General features: G+C 62.2%; 14 protein-coding genes. 4 read left to right on the forward strand and 10 right to left on the reverse strand.

Annotation, left to right across the window (positions count from 1 at the left end; translation table 11 throughout):
• Positions 1-72: 72 nt before the first annotated feature.
• Positions 73-1488, forward strand: coding sequence for an acetyl-CoA carboxylase biotin carboxylase subunit (locus ACUN0G_RS13495; protein WP_003213442.1), 1416 nt, complete (start codon positions 73-75; stop codon positions 1486-1488).
• Between the two features lie 11 nt (positions 1489-1499).
• A complete protein-coding gene (gene oadA / locus ACUN0G_RS13500) occupies positions 1500-3308 on the forward strand; it encodes a sodium-extruding oxaloacetate decarboxylase subunit alpha (protein WP_445573647.1) in 1809 nt (602 codons plus the stop codon).
• 74 nt (positions 3309-3382) lie between these two features.
• Here oadA and ACUN0G_RS13505 read toward each other — a convergent pair whose 3' ends face one another.
• The 3 genes from ACUN0G_RS13505 to ACUN0G_RS13515 all read right to left on the reverse strand — a co-directional run bounded on the left by ACUN0G_RS13505 (position 3383) and on the right by ACUN0G_RS13515 (position 8906).
• Positions 3383-4456, reverse strand: a complete 1074-nt coding sequence (locus ACUN0G_RS13505; protein WP_445573648.1) for a hypothetical protein — start codon at positions 4454-4456, stop codon at positions 3383-3385.
• Positions 4457-4567: 111 nt separating this feature from the next.
• Entirely contained in the window at positions 4568-5824 is a 1257-nt protein-coding gene (locus tag ACUN0G_RS13510) for an autotransporter outer membrane beta-barrel domain-containing protein (RefSeq protein WP_445573649.1), read from the reverse strand.
• 109 nt (positions 5825-5933) lie between these two features.
• Positions 5934-8906, reverse strand: a complete 2973-nt coding sequence (locus tag ACUN0G_RS13515; protein WP_445573650.1) for an autotransporter outer membrane beta-barrel domain-containing protein — start codon at positions 8904-8906, stop codon at positions 5934-5936.
• An 87-nt stretch (positions 8907-8993) separates the two neighbouring features.
• Here ACUN0G_RS13515 and ACUN0G_RS13520 point away from each other — a divergent pair, with 87 nt between their 5' ends.
• Positions 8994-9269: a helix-turn-helix domain-containing protein gene (locus ACUN0G_RS13520; RefSeq protein WP_087694596.1), complete on the forward strand. Its 276-nt coding sequence runs from the start codon at positions 8994-8996 to the stop codon at positions 9267-9269.
• A 218-nt stretch (positions 9270-9487) separates the two neighbouring features.
• Here ACUN0G_RS13520 and ACUN0G_RS13525 read toward each other — a convergent pair whose 3' ends face one another.
• Genes ACUN0G_RS13525 through ACUN0G_RS13535 form a run of 3 tightly spaced genes read right to left on the reverse strand, consistent with a single transcriptional unit; the run spans position 9488 to position 11251 of the window.
• Positions 9488-10159, reverse strand: coding sequence for a GNAT family N-acetyltransferase (locus ACUN0G_RS13525; protein WP_445573651.1), 672 nt, complete (start codon positions 10157-10159; stop codon positions 9488-9490).
• Between the two features lie 13 nt (positions 10160-10172).
• Positions 10173-10619, reverse strand: a complete 447-nt coding sequence (locus ACUN0G_RS13530) for a GNAT family N-acetyltransferase (RefSeq protein WP_177048318.1) — start codon at positions 10617-10619, stop codon at positions 10173-10175.
• Entirely contained in the window at positions 10616-11251 is a 636-nt protein-coding gene (locus ACUN0G_RS13535) for an FMN-binding negative transcriptional regulator (RefSeq protein WP_258342895.1), read from the reverse strand. The genes ACUN0G_RS13530 and ACUN0G_RS13535 overlap by 4 nt, the downstream gene beginning before the upstream one ends.
• A gap of 90 nt (positions 11252-11341) precedes the next feature.
• On the opposite strand from ACUN0G_RS13535, the gene pdxR reads away from it, so the two are divergent.
• Entirely contained in the window at positions 11342-12901 is a 1560-nt protein-coding gene (pdxR, locus tag ACUN0G_RS13540) for a MocR-like pyridoxine biosynthesis transcription factor PdxR (protein WP_445573652.1), read from the forward strand.
• Between the two features lie 21 nt (positions 12902-12922).
• Here the strand turns inward: pdxR and ACUN0G_RS13545 are convergent, their stop codons facing one another.
• The 4 genes from ACUN0G_RS13545 to ACUN0G_RS13560 all read right to left on the reverse strand — a co-directional run bounded on the left by ACUN0G_RS13545 (position 12923) and on the right by ACUN0G_RS13560 (position 20836).
• The gene (locus tag ACUN0G_RS13545) at positions 12923-14014 is read right to left on the reverse strand and encodes a polyamine ABC transporter substrate-binding protein (RefSeq protein WP_093203570.1); all 1092 of its coding nucleotides are present in this window, start codon (positions 14012-14014) and stop codon (positions 12923-12925) included.
• A complete protein-coding gene (locus ACUN0G_RS13550; RefSeq protein WP_445573653.1) occupies positions 14011-15045 on the reverse strand; it encodes a histone deacetylase family protein in 1035 nt (344 codons plus the stop codon). Before ACUN0G_RS13550 ends, ACUN0G_RS13545 begins: the two co-directional genes overlap by 4 nt.
• 152 nt (positions 15046-15197) lie before the next feature.
• Positions 15198-16190, reverse strand: coding sequence for an AraC family transcriptional regulator (locus ACUN0G_RS13555; protein ID WP_445573654.1), 993 nt, complete (start codon positions 16188-16190; stop codon positions 15198-15200).
• Positions 16191-16243: 53 nt separating this feature from the next.
• Complete coding sequence (locus tag ACUN0G_RS13560; protein ID WP_445573655.1) at positions 16244-20836, reverse strand: hypothetical protein; 4593 nt, start codon at positions 20834-20836, stop codon at positions 16244-16246.
• Positions 20837-20854: the final 18 nt, after the last annotated feature.

Raw genomic sequence — 20854 nt, forward strand, 5'->3', positions numbered from 1 at the left:
AACATTTGGTCACGCGCCGACCCGGCTCCAGTGGGTCGAAGTAGCTAGCAATCGGCTCAAGGGAATTTCCAAGTGATAAAAAAGATCCTGATCGCCAACCGTGGTGAGATTGCCGTACGTATCGTGCGTGCTTGCGCCGAGATGGGTATTCGTTCGGTCGCGGTCTATTCCGATGCCGATCGCCATGCCCTGCATGTAAAGCGTGCAGACGAAGCCCACAGCATCGGTGCCGAGCCATTGGCCGGTTACCTGAACCCGCGCAAGCTGGTGAACCTGGCGGTGGAAACCGGTTGCGACGCGCTGCACCCCGGATACGGCTTCCTCTCGGAAAACGCCGAGCTGGCAGATATTTGCGCCGAACGCGGGATCAAATTCATCGGCCCATCGGCCGAAGTGATTCGCCGCATGGGCGACAAGACCGAAGCCCGCCGCAGCATGATCAAGGCCGGCGTGCCGGTCACCCCGGGCACCGAAGGCAACGTTGCCGACATCGCCGAAGCCCTCACCGAAGGCGACCGTATCGGTTACCCGGTGATGCTCAAGGCCACTTCCGGTGGTGGCGGTCGCGGCATTCGTCGCTGCAACAGCCGTGAAGAACTCGAACAAGCCTTCCCTCGCGTGATTTCCGAAGCCACCAAGGCGTTCGGTTCGGCGGAAGTGTTTCTGGAAAAATGCATCGTCAATCCCAAGCACATCGAGGCGCAGATCCTCGGTGACAGCTTCGGCAACGTGGTGCATTTGTTCGAGCGCGATTGCTCGATCCAGCGCCGCAACCAGAAGCTGATTGAAATCGCCCCGAGCCCCCAGCTGACCCCTGAACAGCGTGCCTACATCGGCGACCTGTCGGTGCGTGCCGCCAAAGCCGTGGGCTATGAGAACGCCGGCACCGTGGAGTTCCTGCTCGCCGAGGGCGAGGTGTACTTCATGGAGATGAACACCCGGGTGCAGGTGGAACACACCATCACCGAAGAGATCACCGGTATCGACATCGTGCGTGAGCAGATCCGCATTGCGTCGGGCCTGCCGCTGTCGGTCAAGCAGGAAGACATTCAGCACCGGGGTTTCGCGTTGCAGTTCCGGATCAACGCCGAAGACCCGAAGAATAACTTCCTGCCAAGCTTCGGCAAGATCACCCGTTATTACGCGCCCGGCGGCCCCGGCGTGCGTACCGACACGGCGATCTACACCGGCTACACCATCCCGCCGTTCTACGACTCCATGTGCCTGAAGCTGGTGGTGTGGGCGTTGACCTGGGAAGAAGCCATGGACCGCGGCCTGCGCGCCCTGGACGACATGCGCCTGCAAGGCGTGAAGACCACCGCCGCTTATTACCAGGAAATCCTGCGCAACCCGGAATTCCGCAGCGGCCAGTTCAACACCAGTTTCGTGGAAAGCCACCCTGAGCTGACCAACTACTCGATCAAGCGCAAACCCGAAGAGCTGGCCCTGGCCATCGCCGCCGCCATTGCCGCCCACGCAGGCCTGTGAGGAATACAACAATGTCCAAGAAAATCTTTGTCACCGACACCATCCTGCGCGACGCTCACCAATCGTTGCTGGCGACCCGCATGCGCACCGACGACATGCTGCCGATCTGCGACAAGCTCGACAAAGTCGGCTACTGGTCCCTGGAAGTCTGGGGCGGCGCGACCTTCGACGCCTGCGTACGCTTCCTGAAAGAAGACCCGTGGGAGCGCCTGCGCAAACTGCGTGCGGCCTTGCCCAACACGCGCCTGCAAATGCTCTTGCGTGGCCAGAACCTGCTGGGCTACCGCCACTACAGCGACGACGTGGTCAAAGCCTTCGTCGCTAAAGCTGCCGTCAACGGTATCGACGTGTTCCGCATCTTTGACGCGATGAACGACGTGCGTAACCTGCGGGTGGCCATCGAAGCGGTGAAAGCGGCCGGCAAACATGCCCAGGGCACCATCGCCTACACCACCAGCCCGGTGCACACCGTCGAGGCATTCGTGGCCCAGGCCAAGCAGTTGGAATCCATGGGTTGCGACTCGATCGCGATCAAGGACATGGCCGGCCTGCTGACGCCTTACGCCACCGGCGAACTGGTCAAGGCGCTGAAAGCCGAGCAAAGCCTGCCGATCTTCATCCACTCCCACGACACCGCCGGCCTGGCCGCGATGTGCCAACTCAAGGCGATCGAAAACGGCGCCGACCATATCGACACCGCCATCTCCAGCTTCGCCTGGGGCACCAGCCACCCGGGCACCGAGTCGATGGTCGCCGCCCTCAAAGGCAGCGAGTTCGACACCGGCCTGAGCCTGGAACTGCTGCAGGAAATCGGCCTGTACTTCTACGCCGTGCGCAAGAAGTACCACCAGTTCGAAAGCGAATTCACCGCCGTCGACACCCGTGTGCAAATCAACCAGGTACCGGGCGGGATGATTTCCAACCTGGCCAACCAGTTGAAAGAGCAGGGCGCGCTGAACCGCATGAGCGAAGTGCTGGCTGAAATCCCGCGGGTGCGTGAAGACCTCGGCTTCCCGCCGCTGGTTACCCCGACTTCGCAGATCGTCGGCACCCAGGCGTTCTTCAACGTGCTGGCCGGCGAGCGCTACAAGACCATCACCAACGAAGTGAAGCTGTACCTGCAAGGCGGCTACGGCAAGGCGCCGGGTACCGTGAATGAAAAATTGCGGCGCCAGGCCATCGGCAGCGAAGAGGTGATCGACGTCCGTCCGGCCGATCTGCTCAAGCCGGAAATGACCAAGCTGCGCGGCGAAATCGGCGCGTTGGCCAAGTCCGAAGAAGACGTGCTGACCTACGCCATGTTCCCGGACATCGGGCGCAAGTTCCTCGAAGAGCGTGATGCCGGCACCTTGAGCCCTGAAGTGCTGTTGCCGATCCCTGAAGCCGGCGGCGTGGCCCGTGTCGGTGGTGAAGGCGTGCCGACCGAGTTCGTGATCGACGTGCACGGCGAAAGCTACCGCGTGGATATCACCGGTGTCGGCGTCAAGGCAGAAGGCAAGCGCCACTTCTATCTGTCCATCGACGGCATGCCCGAAGAAGTGGTGTTCGAACCGCTCAACGAATTTGTCAGCAGCGGCGGCAGCAAGCGCAAGCACGCTACCGCGCCGGGCCATGTCAGCACGGCAATGCCGGGCAACATCGTCGACGTGCTGGTCAAGGAAGGCGATGTGGTGAAAGCCGGCCAGGCCGTGTTGATCACTGAAGCGATGAAGATGGAGACCGAAGTACAGGCGGCTATCGCCGGCAAGGTCACCGCCGTTCACGTGGCCAAGGGCGACCGGGTCAACCCGGGTGAAATCCTGATTGAAATCGAAGGCTGATCAACAGCCTTCGAGACTACCGCTTAAACCTCGGGGGGGCATGTGCCCCCTTTTTTTTCGCCTGGAATTTGCCTTCAGGCCGCCACGGCTTCCTTGGGTTTGAACGCCACAAAAGCCCCGGTTGGGGTGTAGATCAGCTCGGGGGTGTAGGCCTTCAGGTTGCTGGTGACCGTGCCGAACTGGCCGTCAACCTGCTGGGCGTCAACCACCCGTAGCTGGCGCTCCAGAAGCTGGTCATTCTCGGCCGTGACGTCGATGTCCAGCGTGGCATTGTTCAAGACGGCGCGGTTCTCGACTTTCAACGTGCTGTGGGCTTCATCCGTGCCGACCTTGAAGGCCAGTGTGGAACCCTGTTCAAGGTGCAAGGTGTCCTTGACCCTGGTCTGCGACTTCGTGGCCGGGTCGAGCAGCAGGGTGCCCGCGACGTTCAGGCTACCAACGGAGCCTCCGGTGTAAGTACCACCCGGGCGGATGTGCATCTCCCCGCCGATCTGGCTTTTATTGATCAGGGTTGCGTTGGCGTAGACCTCACCCTTCTGGTTGGCGGGCACAGGGCCGGTCAAGGTCCAGGCGCCGCTGCCCACCCACAGGTGTTGCATCTGGCTGGCGCCGTCAAAGGTGCCACCCTTGGCGCTGTCCAGCAGCAACTGGTTGGTGCCGCTGCCTCCGTCGACTGCGCCGTCGAAACCGCTGCTGCTGCGCGCAATCAACAGGTCATCGCCGCCGCCCATGTCCAGGGCCATGCCGTTGCTGCCTTTGATCATGCCGGCGTTCACCACCTCGTCCGCCTGATTGCCCGCGAGTTTTACCCCGGTGCCCTTTTTGTTTTCAATAAGGCCCTGGTTTTCCAGCCAGACGGGGTGCTGTCCGGCGCTTGAAAGGCCCTGGGTCGTGGCGGTAGGCGAGTTGTTGATTTCGATGCCTCGCAGTGAAGTGCGAGGGCCGGTTTTGGCATAGGGGGAAATCAGCTGGCTGACATTATCGATGTCCAGTCCTGCCCCATTGTTGAGGGTAACGGAGACGGAGGTGAAGTTACCGCCGACGGGGGCGGCTGAAGGTGGGCGAGGTGCGACGGCCTCGGCGAGTGACCGAGTGCCGTAGGCCAGCAGGGAGCCTAGGGAAGGAAGGTACGGGATTGTCGACGACATAATGTTCCGGCCTCTTGGGTGAAAGAGACCGGAATGTAGCGAGGAACCCAGGGCGCCGACTGTCAGTGCAGGGGGCCGATGCTTGCGGGATTGTTCCTCAATTCACCGAGGTTAGAACGCCATCTGCCAATTGCCCGTCAGTCCTTGTTGATGGCTGTTGTTGCCGGTCTCAACGTTGTAAGTCAGGCCCACCGTCTGGTACTCCGAGAGGGCCAGATCCAGGCCCGCCCGTATTGCCAGGCTATCACGGTCAAGGGATGTACCCTGGGTGGTGAAATTGCCATTGAGGTCCATCTTGCTTATCCGGCGAGAGGATTGGCGAACCTGGCTGCCGACATCGCCGTAGAGGTGTTTCCAGCTGGAGCTCAGGTGTGGAGTCAGGCTCATCTGGTTATCCAGCGTATGCAGGCTGGCCAGGCGAATGCCGAAGGTGCTGCTGAGGTTTTCCTGGGTTTGTGCGCCGACGTTGAGGGCCGCATCGCCGCCTTTTTCCTTGAAGCTGTCGCGGTGGTAGCGTTGATAACCGATGCCGGCGAATGGTTCGACGCTGAAGGTACCTTGGCCTACCTGGTAGCCCACTTCACCGAACGCTGTCTGGCTCTGGGCGTTGTACGTGCCCTTGAGCTGATTTTTTTCGCCAAAGACATCGACGTTGCGTTTGTTATTGCCGTCGTGGCTGCTGTAGATCGCACCCAGGCGCAGTGCCAGCGGCCCGTCCAGGCGCACGGCATAGGCGCCCAAGTGCCAGCTGTCCAGCGCAGCGTCGAAGCGCTTGGCGTCGAAGTCGCTGGTGGTTTTACCGCCCATCACACCTGCGCGCCATGCAGGGTCGACAGCCCAATCGGCACCCATCAGCAGGCCTTGAGTGCCTTGTTTCAGGCCGGCGCTGCCACCCTGGCTGTGGAGGCGGCCGGAGGCGCCCAGACCCTGAAGCCACAGGCGGCCGTTATCGTCACCTACCGAGTCGGTGGGGATGGCGCGCATGGCTGAAAGCAGGTGGGCGGTTATCTGCTCGGTACCGTTCTGGGTGGCGGCGGCCAGGTTGGCGTTTTGACTGCCTGCCAGTTGCTCCAGGGCCTCACTGGCAGCGTTCGGGTTCCGGAGGAGTTCGTCCTGGAGGTCAAACAGAGCCCTCCTGTGTTCAGGCGACATGTTCCTGTTTTCCATCGCTGACTGGATGGCGCCATCCAGTATTTTGCCGACCTGGCGACCATTGGCGGTGGTTGCATGGTTAGCGAAGGAAGCGTCAGGGGGGGCTGGGTGCTGAGAGCCGAGGCCAAGGTCATCCTGCGCACAGGCGTGTTGGATGCTGGAGGCGCCGAGGGCGAGCGCAATGGCGAAGATGAGTCGTTGTTTGGTAAATGGCATGAAATCCCAACCTATGAATGTGAGGCCGGGAATTTAGCGAGGTAGGGGGGGCGACCACTGTCAGGCCGCGCCCCTCGTGCTTGCGGGGAATGTCTCTAGTGAACTGCGATTAAAAACTCATCTGCCATTGCCCGATCAACCCGTGATTGCGGCTGTTACTGCCTATTTCGCCGCTGTAGCCCACACCCAGCGTGTGGCGGGCCGACAAGCCAACATCCAACCCGGCTTCCAGCATCAGGCTGTCACGGTCCAGTGCGCTGCCTTCGACGTTAAACGCGGTGCCGCCCATCAGGAAGGCCTGGCGAGTGCTGCTGTCGACATCGCCGTAGGTGTGTTTCCAGCCGGCGCTGACCCGTGGCGTGAGGCTGATGCCATTGTCGAGCTGGCTCAGGTGCGCCAGGCGCAGGCCGAACGTGCTGCTGAAATTGTCCTGGGTTTGCCCATCGACTCGCAGGGCGGCAGCGCCGCCTTTTTCGTTGTAGCTGTCGCGGTGATAGCGCTGGTAGCCGAGGTTGGCGAACGGCTCGGCGCTCAGACGCCCGCTGCCCATGGCATAACCCAGTTCGGCGAAGGCTTGTTGGCTGTTGGCGTCGTAGTCACCTTTGGGGCGATCGTTGAAACCGTCGAAGGCCACAGTGCGTTTGCTGTCGCCCTGGTGCCCGCTGTAGGCGGCGCCCAGGCGCAAGGCCAATGGGCCGCTCTGGCGCATGGCGTAGACACCTGCGTGCCAGCTGTCGACGCTGCCATCGACGCCAGTGGTGTCCAGGTCGGTCTTCGAATATCCGCCCAGTACGCCCACCCGCCAGTCCGAATCGAGTGCCCAGTCGGCACCCAGGACGCTGCCTTTGGTGCGCTGGGTCAGGCCATTGCTGCCGTGGTCGCCGTCGAGCTTGCCGTAGCTGCCGATGCCTTGCAGCCACAGGCGGCCACGGGCATTGGGGTCGTTGAGGTTGCCGGCTTCGGCGGGTACGCCGGTGGCGGCCAGTACGGGGGTGTCTTTCTGATCGAGGCCCACCAGCAATCCGGCACCGCCGCCCAGTTGATGCATGGCGCTCAGCATGCTGTTGCCGACCTGGGCGCTGGCGCCGAGGGTGGCGCTGGTCAGGTTGGCAGTGCTGCTGCCCGCCAGTTGCTCGATGGCGGCACCGGCGCTGTTGTTGGTGGTGTTGAGCAGGGCGTTATACAGCGGGTTATTGTTGCCCAGGCTCGCCAGGGCGTTGGCGGCGCTGGCGCCGTTGCCGGTGTTGGCGAACTGATTGAAGGCCACGTCGTTGCGGGTATAGGTCAGGCCAACCTGGGTAGAGCTGTAATCCAGGGTGGGGGTGAGGAAGGCATAGTCGCTGGTGACCTTGCCGAATGTGCCATTGATGCTGCCGGCCTGCAGCACCGTGTAATGGCTTTGCCACGGGTAGGTGCCGGTGCCGGGATTGACCGCCAGGGTCGCGCCATTCAGATACGCAGTGCCACCGACCTGGACCGGTGCGCTGCTGCCGTCGGCATTCACGCCATAGGCCAGGGTCGAGCCACTGGTCATGGTCAGGTCGCGAGTAATGCTGGCGGTGCCAAGTGCAGTGTTGGTCTGCAAGGTGCCTTTGACCAACAGGCTGCCGACGCTGCCGCCACCGGCATAAATACCGCCTTCATCGACAGTCACGTTGCCGGCGATCCCGCCCTGGTTGATCAGCTTGGCGCCGCTGAAAATCTCGCCGCCATCGCTGAAGTCACCGCTGCCGGTGAGGGTCCAGATGCCTTGCTTCACGTCCAGCCATTCAAAGTTGCGGCTGTCGCCGAAAGTGCCGCCGGCGGCGTCGTCCATGATCACGCGGTCATATCCCGTGCCGCCATCCACCACGCCGACAAAACGGCTGCCGCCGAGCAGGGTCAGCTTGTCATCGCCGCCGCCCAAATCCAGGGCCAGGCCGTTGCTGCCGCTGATCAAGCCAGCGTTGACCACCGTGTCGGCAAACTCGCCGACGAACTTCACGCCGAAGCCGTCCAGACCCTGGATGGTGCCGTGGTTGATCAGGGTCGTGGCTGCCAGTCCCGGGCCGTCGCTGCCGTCGTCCACCAGCACCGCGTTATTGGCGCCGCTCACCAGCGCGCCGACACCGTTGAACACATAGCCACCGCCAAGGGCGATGCCTTCGCTGCCGTTGGCAAAGCCGTTCTTGTCGACGCCACCGGCGCCTACGCCCTGGATGACTCCGTAGTTTTCGATGTGGGCAATCTTGTCGATGTCCACGCCGTCGCCGTCGCCATCCGGCTGCAATCCGGAGAATGCGCCAGTGATGGTGCCGTGGTTGATCACCGTGCCGTCGCCGTCGGAGCCAAAGCCCGAGCCGTTGCGGCCGATCACCGTGCCGTAGTTGGTCAGCGTGGCGCCCAGGTCGGTGGTGATGCCGTGGCGCCCGCCGGAGATGAGGCCGTAGTTGGTGACGGTCACGCCGGTGGCGGAGTCGATGTCGACGCCGTCGAATTTGTCATCGCGCGAGTGAGTGTCGCCGGTGGAAATCTCGCCATAGTTGGTGATGCTGGCGTTGCCGCCGGTCTTCATGCCGTCGCTGGCGTCACCGCGAATCAGCCCGCCCTGGCGGTTGATGATAGTGGTGGTGACGTTGGAGCTGCGGATCGCATCCAGGTCCAGACCTTGGCCGGTAGCAGAGCGAATGGTGCCGCTGTTGTCGATCAACAGGCTGCCGCTGGCGAAATTGCTATCGATACGCAGCGCGTCGTTGGCGCCCTGGATCACGCCGCCGGCTCGGTTGTAGATGCTGTAGTTGCGCGTACCGGTGAGGCTGCCGCTGCTGTCGATGGCCCGGCCACCCGTGGAGGTAATGCTGCCGGAGTTGTCGATCACCACGCCATTACCGGTGGTGCCGTCCTTCAAGGTCACCGCGACTTTGGAGGTGGTGATACTGCCCGGTGCCGAAATCGTCAACGAGTCGCTGCCGCCCAGGGTTTGCCCGGTGGTGGTGGGCGTGTCGATCTGCAGCGTCTTGGTTGGCGTGGGCGCCGCATCGGCAAAACCGCTGCTGACCAGCAGGCCGAGAGTGAGCGCAAGGCGCTGGGGCGAAGGGGGCATGGCGGGCGACCTTGTTTTTGGAAAAGAGTCGACCTGTATAGCGGAGGTTTTTTACAGAATGATGGCGGGGAGGTGACGGGGATTGAAATGAGCCTGACGGTTGAAGAACGAACCCGGTTGATCGAAAGCATTCAGGATGCATTGGCCGAGGGAACGCTGGAAATAGCCGAGGCGGTACGCCGGCTGCGAACGGAAGTCACTGGGCTGCATCAGAGCCAGTTTGCCAAGATGTGCAAAATCTCCGTACGCACGCTGGTGCATATCGAACATGGCGAGGGCAATCAGACGCTGAAGTCGTTGAACGCAGTGTTCAGGCCGTTTGGGTTGAAGATGGGAGTGGTGAAGGTTCGCAGAAGCTTGTAGGAAGGCGATGCCGTGGTGTTTGAGCGTGAGCAAGTATTTCAAGGTATAGATGCTCGCCTATTCGCCTCGGCTGAGCACAAGGCCCGGATACGCTGAAGATACAATGTGGGAGCCGGGCTTGCCCGCGATGACGGTGGGTCAGTTAATACATTTGTGACTGATACACCGCTTTCGCGAGCAAGCCCGCTCCCACATTTGTCAGGGGGTGGCAGGGTGGATTAGGTACGGCATTCCACCAGCGTTTTCAACTGTCCCGAACCCGTCTGGTTGGCATCTGACAGCCACCGCTCAAAGCCCGCCCCAATCGCCGGCCATTCTCCATCCAGGATCGAATACCACGCCGTATCCCGGTTCCGGCCCTTGACCACGGTGTGCTGGCGAAACACCCCTTCAAAACTGAATCCCAACCGCTCGGCCGCATTTTTGGAGCGGGCGTTGGCGTTGTTGCACTTCCATTCCAGGCGACGATTGCCCAGCTCAAACGAGTGCTTGGCCAGCAGGTACACCGCCTCGGTGCTTTTCGGTGAGCGCTGCATCGGTGCGCCGAAGGTCACGTGGCCGATTTCGATGCGGCCTTGCTCGGGCACGATGGACATCAGGCTGAGGATGCCTTGTACGTCGCCGCTGGCTTTGTCGATCACGCTGAAGAAGTACGGGTCGCTGTGGGACGCGTGGTTGTTCAGCCATGCGTCGAAGGCGGCGCGCTCGGGGAACGGGCCGTAAGGCAAATAATCCCATAACGTCGGATCCGCGCCGGGGCCTTGCAGGGCGTTGAACAGGTCATCGCCATGGCGGGCCGGGTCGAGTTTTTCCAGGCGGATGAAGCGCCCTTCGATAACGGTGACGATAGGCGCCGGGACGCCTTTCCAGTCGGCCAATGATGTCGTCATGCTGTGCTTCTCCTTAAAGACCTTTGCGAAACTGGATAAAGCCGGGGCGTTCGGCGATGCGTTCGTACAGTTGGATGGCGGTGGCGTTGGTCTCGTGGGTCAGCCAGTGGACCTTGCAGCAGCCGTCGGCCTTGGCGGTGGCGTAGACGAACTCGATCAGTTTGCGGCCGACGCCGGTGCCACGTTGGGCCGGGTCTACCAGCAAATCCTGCAGGTAGCAGGAGTTTTCGATGCTCCAGTTGGACCGATGGTAGATGAAGTTGACCATGCCTACGGCCTTGCCGTCCTGCCAGGCCAGGGCCGAATGGGTCGGCTCATGGGCGTCGATCAGGCGTTGCCAGGTGTTCTGGCTGACGGCGTCCGGCAACTCGGTGTTGTAGAAGCGCAGGTAGGCTTGCCACAGGGGCAGCCACGCGGCGTGGTCGGCGGCGCTGACCTGGCGGATTTCGATCTGGCTCATGTTGGCTCCTTGGGAATAAAGCGGGCGAGGGTCTGGTCGCGTACGTCGGTGCTGGCCGCGAGGCCCTCACGAACGCCGGCGATGTCCGCCGGGCTGCGGTTCTGGCTGAGTTTTCGTTTGCCTTCCAGGCGTTGGATCGGCAGGGCAAAGCCGACGATGGCCTTGAGCATGCCGTCGATGTAGTCGGCCGGGGCGTCGCTGACGTTCCAGGGCTGGGCGCGCTTGCCTTCATGGCGGTCGGTGAGGGCGCTGACCAGCTCGAGCAGGCGCTCGGCATCGGTGAACACTTCGCCGGTGCCATAGGCGTGTACCGCGATGTAATTCCAGGTCGGCACCACTTTGCCGTGTTCGGCTTTGGCCGGGTAGAACGACGGGCTGACGTAGGCCTCGGCCCCGGCAAAAATCACCAGGGCCTCGCCGCCATTTTGCAGCGCCTGCCATTGGCTGTTGGCCTTGGCCATGTGCCCGTACAGGGTGCCGTTTGGCCCTTCATCGGGGTTGAGCAGCAACGGCAGGTGGCTGGCTTGCAGGCCTTGTTCACCAAAGGTCACCAGTTGCGCCAAGCGCGTGTGCTGGATCAGTTGCTGGATTTCAGGCAAGTCATCGAGGGCAAAGGCACGTGGTGTGTACATGAAGATTTTCCTTGGCGAATGCCTGCATCCTAGGCAGGCTAATGGTTCGTTGTAAGAGCCATCTCCAGTCAATTTCATAGGTCCAATTCCATGCCTGCGTTAGAACCACCGCTCTCGTTTAACCCGGCAGGTATCGAGTTGGACCGCCGCCAGGGCCTCACGCGCCAGCTCTATCAGGCCTTGCGCCAGCGGGTATTGGATGGCCGATTGGTCAGTGGCACCCGGCTCCCGGCCAGCCGCGACCTGGCGGCCGCGCTGTCGATCTCTCGCAACAGCGTGGTCCGCTACGACCAGCTGTATGCCGAAGGATTTATCGAAGGCCGCGTGGGGGATGGCACCTACGTGGCGCAATTGCCGCAGACGCCGACGCCCGCAAAAAAACTATCCACAAAAGTGTCCACAGGGTTATCAACAGGCTTACCCCCAGGTTTATCCACAAAACGGCCGGATTTGCCTGGGGTTTCGTCCAGTCAAGTTATCCACAGTGGCGCGTTGACGAGGGTAGAAAACAATCATTTGGCACTTCCACCCAGCGGTCCGCCGAGGGCTTTCAGGGTGGGCGTACCGGCGTTTGATCTGTTCCCCTTTGACGTGTGGGCCAAGCTGAGTGCGGCTTTCTGGCGCAAGCCGGACTTGCAGCAACTGTGTTATGGCGACCCGGCGGGCGACGCGCGCCTGCGTGGATTGATTGCTGCCTATTTGCGCAGCTCTCGCGGCATGCAGTGCACGGCTGAGCAAATAGTGATCACCAGTGGCGCGCAGCAGGCAATCAGCCTTTGTGCACAGTTGCTGGTGGAGCCCGGCGATGCGGTTGCCATCGAAAATCCGGGGTATCGGGCGGCGGGCCATGCGTTCGCGGTGGCGGGTGGCCAATTGCACGGCGTGACGGTGGACAGCGAGGGCATCGACTGCGCCGCGTTGAACGGCCTCGGCAGTTGCCGCCTGGCCTACGTCACCCCGTCGCATCAATACCCCACCGGCGTGGTGATGAGCCTGGCCCGGCGCCTGGAACTGCTGGCCTGGGCCGAGCGTACGGGCGGCTGGATCGTCGAGGACGACTATGACGGTGAGTACCGCTACAGCGGCGCGCCCCTGGCTCCGCTGGCGGCCCTGGATCGGACTGGCCGGGTGCTGTATGTCGGGACCTTCGGCAAGGTGGCTTTTCCGGCGCTGCGCCTGGGCTACCTGGTGTTGCCGGTCGGCCTGGTCCAGGCCTTTGCCCGTCGCCGCGCGGTGGACGTGCGCCACTCGGAGGTCAGCACCCAGGCGGTGATGGCGGAGTTCATGGCGACCGGGCATTTCCAACGCCATGTACGCCGTATGCGCCGAGCCGCGCAGAGCCGGCTCAATGCGCTGGTGGCCGAATGGCCCGCCGGTATCGACGGTGTTGGCCGCCTCCCGTCAGTGGCGGCCGGGCTGCACTTGACCGTGCGGGTCGACAGCCTGGCGCGGGAACAGGCGCTGATCCAACAGGCGGCGGCAGTGGGTGTGGAGGTCAATGGCCTGAGCAGCTATTGGCTGCCGGACTCACTCACGCCGCTGGATCAGCGTGCCGGAATGGTGTTGGGGTTTGCTGCCGTGCCCGAGGCGCAGATCAGTCAGGCGTTGAAGCGCCTGGGCCAGGTTTGGCGCGCGCCGGTTACGTGCTGAGACGCAACCGGCGGCAACCGATCAGGTGCCTGACTTGATCTTGGTCCAGGCGCGGGTCCTGGCTCGTTCGGCGTCACGTCCCAGGGGCTTGAGGGTATACAGCGTGGCCATGGCCGCCTCGGTCGGGTACAGGTTGGGGTTGTTGCGAATCGCCGGGTCTACCAACCCGGTGGCGTCCTTGTTGGGGTTGGGGTAGCCGACAAAGTCACTGATCGGTGCGATCACCCCGGGTTGCAGCAGGTAGTTGATAAAGGCGTAGGCGTCTTCCGGGTCCTTGGCGCCTTTGGGGATGGCGAGCATGTCGAACCAGATCGGCGCACCTTCTTTCGGCAGGCGCATGTCCACGGTCACGCCGTTCTTGGCTTCCTTGGCACGGTTGGCGGCCTGGGAAAAGCTGCCTGAATAGCCGACCGCCACGCAGATGTCACCGTTGGCAATGTCGGCCATGTACTTGGACGAGTGGAAATAGGTGATGTACGGACGGATCTTCATCAGCAGTGCTTCGGCTTTGACATAGTCCGCCGGGTTGCTGCTGTTGGGGTCCAGGCCCAGGTGCTGCAAGGCCAGCGGCAGGATCTCCGACGGTGAATCCAGCAGCGCCACGCCGCATTGTTTGAGCTTGCTGATGTTTTCGACGTTGAAGATCAGGTCCCAGCTGTCCACGGGCGCGTTGGCCCCCAGCGCGGCCTTGACCTTGTCCGGGTTGAAGCCGATCAGGATGGTGCCGTACATGTAGGGCACGGCGAATTTATTGCCGGGGTCGTTGGCCTCGATCAGCTTCATCAACTTGGGATCGAGGTGGTTCCAGTTGGGCAGTTTGCTGCGGTCCAGCGGCTGGAACACCGAGGCTTCGATCTGCTTGGCCAGGAACACGTTGGACGGCACCACCACGTCATAGCCGGAGTTGCCGGTCAGCAGCTTGGCCTCCAGGGCTTCATTGGTGTCGAAGATGTCGTAGACCAGCTTGACGCTGGGGTTCTGGGCCTTGAAATCTTCCAGGGCCTTGGGGGTGATGTAGTCGAACCAGTTGTAGACCCGCAGGGTTCTTTCTTCGGCGTGCGCGGCCCCGCTCAGCACGGCGGCGCAGAGGACGAGATGCTTGAGCATGTTCATTGGGCGAATCCCTCAAAACCTTCGAGAACGTTGACGGCATTGATGCCGATTTCTTCCACGGCGTAGCCGCCTTCCATCACAAACAGCGTCGGTTTGCCGAGGCGGGCGATTCGCGCACCCATCGCCAGGTAGTCGGGGCTGTCGAGCTTGAACTGGGAGATCGGGTCGTCCTTGAAGGTGTCCACGCCCAGCGAGACCACAATGATGTCGGCGCCATAGCGTTCAATCTCTTCACACGCCTGCTCCAGGGCGGCGCTCCAGCGGTCCCAGCCAGAGCCGGCGGGCAAGGGATAGTTGAAGTTGAAACCTTCACCGGCGCCTTCGCCCGACTCGTCGGCGTAGCCCAGGAAGAACGGAAATTCCGCCTCCGGATGGCCGTGGATCGAGGTGAACAGCACATCGCTGCGCTCGTAGAAAATCGACTGGGTACCGTTGCCGTGGTGGTAGTCCACGTCGAGGATGGCGACCTTCATGTGGCCTTGGTCGAGAAATGCCTGGGCTGCGATGGCCGCGTTGTTCAGGTAGCAATAACCGCCCATCAAGTCGCTGGCGGCATGGTGCCCGGGCGGACGGCACAGGGCGAAGGCACTGCGGGCGCCTTGCTGGATCGCCTGTTGCGCCGTCAGCGCCACTTGCGCTGCGCTGTAGGCCGCTTGCCAGGTACCGGAGGTGATCGGCGCGCCGCCGTCGAAGCTGTAATAGCCGAGCTGGCCGTGCAGGCTGGTGGGGATGACCCGGCGCAAAGTGCGTGCGGGCCAGGTGTAGGGCAGCAGATCTCCATCCTGGCCGAACGCGGTCCAGCGCTCCCAGGCGCCTTTAAAGAAGTCCAGATAGGCGGGGCTGTGAATGCGTTGCAGCGGCGCCAGGCCAAAATCGTTGGGCGCTTGCACCGGTCCCAGTTCGCGCTCCTTGACCCGTTGCAGCACGTGGTCGGCGCGGGAGGGCATTTCAAAACAGGGCATCAGTTGCCCGTCCATCAACTCGCACCGGCCATGGTGCAGGTGGTGATCGTCCGAGTAGATCGTCAGCATATTGTTGTTCTCCGCAGGCTGAATCGGTGAGGTCCAGTCTTGCGGCGGGTGGGATTTATGAAAATGGCAGGAGCGGCCAAAAGGGGATCGATATGGCCAAATTGTCTGTCCGCAATTCGCCCCTCAATGGCGCAGCCATGCCCTTGAATGGATCAAGGCCGGAACTGGCTGGGCGCCACGCCGCTCCAGCGTACAAATGCATGGCGGAAACTGGCGGTCTCGCTGAAACCCAACTGCTCGGCAATCCGATGGATCGGCAGTGCATCTTCCCCCAGCAACTGCTTGGCCCGCTCGAAGCGTAGCTCGTCGAGCAGTTCCTGGTAGCTGCACCCCAGGTTCTGCAAGTGCCGGCGCAAGGTGCGGGCTGAACAGTTCATTTGCTGCGCCAGGCCATCCAGCCCGGGAGCGGCGTGCAGTTGCGCCGCGAGTAACTGACGGATACGCCCCAGCCAGGCTTCACGCCCGGTGAATTCGGTGTTCTGTTTACGGCAGCGTTCGGCCATGGCCTGGTGCGTCACGGCGTCCGCCAAGGGTAATGGTTGTTCGAGCCAGCGTGGGTCAAACGCGAATGCATTGGTTGTGGCCTGAAACTGTAAGGGGCAGTCGAAACGTTCGGTGTAACGCCTCTGGTAAGCCGGCGCACCGTGTTCAAAGCGTGCGCCCAGCAGAGGAAGGGGGTGGCCGAGCAAGTCGTCACAGATGACTTTCAACGACACCAGACACAGCTCGACATTAAACAGGGTCAGCGCGGCGCTCTCGCGGTAATCGCTGGCGGTGAACCAGATACGCTCACCGTCCTGCACCAGGCTCAGTTCAAAGAGTGTTCCCAGCAGCGCCGGATAACGCAGGGCCAGGCGCAAAGCGTCACCGAAGGTGGCACTGGTCAGTAACGCATAGCCCAACATGCCGTAGGACGAAACATGCATGCGCTGGCCCAGTTCCAGGCCGATATCGCACTGCAAGGCCACGGCATTTGCACACACGCGCATCTCCTGGTGAGTGGTGATGCGCGTGTCGGTGCGGCTCAAGTCCGCCGCGCAAATGCCGCTGCCGGCGAGCAGCGCGGCACTCGGCAGGCCTTTGGCGCGGAACGTGCTCAACACCAGTGACACGGCGTTGAGGGTGGTGAGGTGCGAATGCAGCATGGGCGGCTCCAACCGTGGTGGACAGGAGCCGAGCAAGTTGTGTGCCGCCGGTTTCAGCCGGCGTCTAAGAACACTCGCCGGGCTTGCTCCAGGCCAAATTCACTGCGGTAGAAGTCCGTCAATTGCTGCTCGTTCAAGCCTCCGGTGCTGTCGGCTGCCGAGCCGCGGCGCGCCTCCTCGGGGGTTTTCAGGCGGGCCGAGATAAATGCCTTGGGCGGCGTCCAACTGGTGGAGTAGTGGAAGTGCGCGTACCAGAGCACCTTGCCGCTGGATTGCTCGCTGATGGTGTATTCGTCGAGATAATCCGGTTGAGCCGCCTTCAGGCGACGGCGGGTGATGGTTTTGCGTACCGTGATTTCGTTGTGGGTTTTTAGCCATTCAACCCCGTCGATAGTCGGCGGGCGTTGCTTGGTCGTTTGTATCCGGTGATTCTTCGCCTGTAGGTAAAGGCTTTGGGCGGCGGTGTTGAGCTGGCTCGAGAGGCTGGCGGCCGAGTTTGAATCGCTGTCAGTGACGTTGGCGTTTGTCAGTGCCCTCTCCAGGTCTTGCTCGGCCTGCTCCAGCAGCATGGCGTGCTGATGAAACATCTGCTCGATGCCGATGACGGTCCGGTCGGCCTTTTTTACTTGCTCCGCAGCGCGCCGGTTGAACGCCGGCAGTTCCAGGAGCAGGGTCTCGCCGGCATGCAGGCTGGTTTCAAGGTCGGGCGCTGGCGCTGGCACACTGGCCTTGACGTGCTGGACCCAGATCCCCGGTTGCTTCTCATGGAAGGTGGCCAGGACGTTATGGGTCAGGGGAGAGCGAATATCCACCATGTTTGTTTCCAGCCCGGCTTCGGTCAGTCGCGGTTCACCGATGAGCACGCCGTTGAAGCGGGTGCTGATGAACTTCTTCAGCGGGCGTGGCGGAGTCGGCGGAGGGGTGGGACGGGTTCTGATGAGGTCGCGCTCGGCATGCAGCAGCGCCAGGCTGTTCAGCGTCCGTTGCAAATAGCTGCGGATTTGCGCGCGTAATTGGCTTAGTGGTTCGCCAAGGGCGTGCTCGGAAAAGTCAGCGGAAAAGTCCTGCAAACGCTCATCGACCACCTTGAACTGGTCGATCAGGCTGCCGAGGCTGTCGATGCGCTCATCGAGCCGTGATTCGCTGCGTTCGTGCAGGGTGTCGCGCAGGGTTTGCACCGCCAGGTCGGCGGCGTCGACGATCCGGTCGAGAGTGCTCCAGGCCTGGGGATGGGTTTGCTGGCTGGTTTCAGACAGGCACAGGTTGCGAGCCATCGTTACCTGCAATGCCTTGAGATCATCGCTGCTGTAGGAGGGCAGCAGGTGCCGGGTGCTCTGGATCAGGCGCAACCCATCCCGGGCCAGGGCCTTCAGTTCAGTGAAGCGTGACTGGGCGTAGTCCAGGCGAGTCAGCATGTCCTGGCTCAACTCGGTCATTTGCCGCGCGTCTTCAATATGGCGCTCCTGAGGAGCCGTCGCCTGGCGTTCGATCTGGTCGAGTACGGTCCGAAGCTTGGGTGTGAAGCGTGTCTGGACTTCTGCAATGCCGGCCTGGGTGAGGTCCAGCTGTGCTTTAAGGTAGCTCAGGGCCTTGGGTTGGTAATTGCTCATGGGCGCATACAGGTTCAGGGTTTTGAGCTGTTGCAGGGCGGTTTCGTAGTCGTTGCGCTGGCTTACGAGTTTGTCCAGGTAGAGTTGGCGCGCGGCTTGCGCCGAGGTGCCCGGCGCGTCACTCAGGGCTTGGCGGGCCTGCTGCAGTTCGAGCTGGGCTCGCTGTTTGTCGTTTTCGAACTGCTCCAGGCGCGCGCGTACCTCGGCGGCCTTGCGGGTTGCTTCCTTCTGAGCTTTGTTTTTCACAACCTTGGGCCCGCCACCGCGCAAGCGCAGGCGGGTATCGACGAACCATTCACCCTTGAGGTTGTGTAGCAGCAGCGGGCCGGTGCGGGTGGGTAGGCTGGGGTCGACAATCACCACCGCGTCGTCTTCACCTACCTGTACTTCGAACCAACGCTCACCCACCGGTGCGTACCATTTTTCACCCAGAGGGTAGAGGTATTGGTGGGGCCCCACTGGCGTGACAACGTTGCCCAGGCCGGAGGGCCTGGGGAGTTTGAAGCGTTCCAGCACGGTTGCCAGGGTCTCGGGTTTGCGGGCCACGGCACCTAGGGAATACACCGATTGCGGCAACTCTGGCGGCAATTCGTGGGGAAGGATGGTCGGGCCTTGCTGGATGGCTGGCGCCGTGGGCGTTGAGGTGGGCGGCGCAGGTTTTTTTTCCGCTTGGTAGCCGGGCAGTCGACGACTGGCCGGCTGATTGCGGCTGGCCAAGTGCAAGGTAATGGCCATTGCCAGGTTCAGCAGTACGTCGGTGAGCGCTGCCCACTCCTGTTGTGAATGGTTGCGCCGGTGTGCCTCGGCGGCTTGCTGCAGCTGATCGAGAATTTGCCAGATCCAGGCGGCAACCCCCACACCGCGCCCGAGAAAGGGCAGTGCAGCATTGAAGATCAGCCATCCGGCTTGCTTGAACGTGGCCCAGCGGTTCTCACGATTGGACACCGACTGGCGGTCCGCCAACTCCACCACGGCGTTGGCGTTGGCCTTGAAAAGGTGGGCCGCCAGGTCATCGTTGATGGCCTCGCCGCCAAGGCGCATAGGGCCGCACATGGCCCAGAGTTTGCTGGGTTCGACGATAAACCGCATGATGGCCCAGGGCGAAGGCAGCGCGCCGGGAAACACATAGTTGCTATAGTCGCTGCGCACTGCGTCGGGCAGCCAGGCCAGTACCGAGTCACGCAGGTCGGCGTCCTCTTGCAGGGCATACAGCACGTTGGCGGGCGACGGATATTGGGTCAGCGGTTGGTCGAACAATGGGCGATACAACAGGCAAGGCCCGGCGGAAGGATTCTGGGGGCCGATCAAGAACATATTGGCCACCTCATCGGCCGCACCGCCCGCACGTCGCAGGGGGACGAAGGCCAGGGGGCGTAACACGATGGTTTGCCCATCTACCTGACGGTTGCCGGCCTGTGGCTCCAGCACTGCCACGATGTAGCGGTAGCCACGCTCGTCGATGCCGGCCTGCTGACGAATTTTGTATTGCAGGGCCAGCAGCGGCAGCTGGATGCGCAGGTGCTGGCTGTACAGTTGTTGTCGGCGCAGCGATTCCTGTGGGTCGTCCAGTAGTTTGGCCTTAACCAGTGCCGGATATTGGCGACCGATGTCGGCTTGCTGGACCAGCGTCTCCACATAGCTCACGGTCAGCCAGGCGGGCAGCGCCCGGGCATTGCGCAGGCGCAGGCTCTTGTCTCCCAGGGGCAGCGCGATCAGGTTTTGCAGCGCCAGGTCGACCAGATTGAAGGTGCTCATTTCGATTTTGCCGGGCACGGGGAATGTGCCCCATACCACCTGGCTGGCGACGCGTATTTCGATATCGTCCAGATGCAGTGTGGCGGCTTCGGCGTGGTCGGCGACCATCAAATCCTTGAGGGTTTTGAGGGTGTACTCGCGGATGGGCGCAATCCCGTCCTGGTAACCCTTGCCGGCGTTAAGGCTGTGCAAGGCCGCCAGGTCTTTGAGGTGACGGGAATAGAGGCTCAGGTCGCTGCTGGATGCCGTGTTCAGCCAGGCGGGCATAGCGTCCTGATACTGGCTCAGGTCGGGCCCCTGGTCCGCGACGAAGCTGGCTATTGCCGGTGGTGAGCCGAGCGCGGCCGGGTTGGCATCCTTGTGCTTGAGCGCGGAGAAATCAATGGCACCGATGGCGTTGATCTGGAGGGTAATCAGCGAGCAGGCTTGCTGGTCAAAAAAATCGCCTTCGGGTTCCAGCAAGCGCCAGTGCAGGCCCGTGTAAGACAGGCCGGGGTTCAGGTGCCCGGGCAGGGAGGCGCCGAGCTGCTGCAAGGACGTGAACTTTTCATAACCGTTGAGCAGCGAGTGCACCAGGATCACCGTGCGCGATTCATGGGTGCCCACCAGCACGGCGATGGGCATCAGGCTCAGCGGGGTGACGGCTTCACCTTTCATCAGGCTGATGTCGATCAGGTAGGCCTTGCCGTTAAGCAGAGGCTCGGTCTGCCGGCTCTTCAGGTCGGGTGCGTTATAGAGCTGGCGCGCCATGGCGCAATCTACCGCGCTCCACCCGGTTACCCCTTGGACATTCCACAGCGTTCGCAGGTGGTTGGACAGGGTATGCCATTGCGGGCCGTCCTTGTTGTCGCCGTTCCAGAAAGCGATTTGCTGTTCCTGATAGGCGCTGAGCATGACTGGCGCCAGCACATTAATAACCTGGGCGATTTCGGCGATACGCACCGGCAGGTGAATGGGCGTCGTGGTGAGCGGCTGCTGGGTCAGGAAGTGTTCGCCTTCAATGTACAGGCGAGGCACTTCAAGCACCGCCTGCCGGGCGAGAATGCCGGTGAGTGTTTGGTACTGCGGCGTGGTGGCCTGGATCTGGTCGTCGGTCAGCACCCAGCCTGGGGTGCAGACCATGGCGATGTCCGGGTCGATATCCAACGCAGGGTACAAACGACGTAGTTCCGGGCGCAGCAACGCGGCTGCGACCTCCAGGAACGAAGGGCCCAGGCATAGTTGTGCGAGCAGGGCTTGGGTGGCGGTATTGGCGTTGGGCTGTGCGGCGGGTGAACTCATGGGGAGGCCTGGCGTGCA

Source organism: Pseudomonas sp. 32A (genome assembly GCF_052682255.1).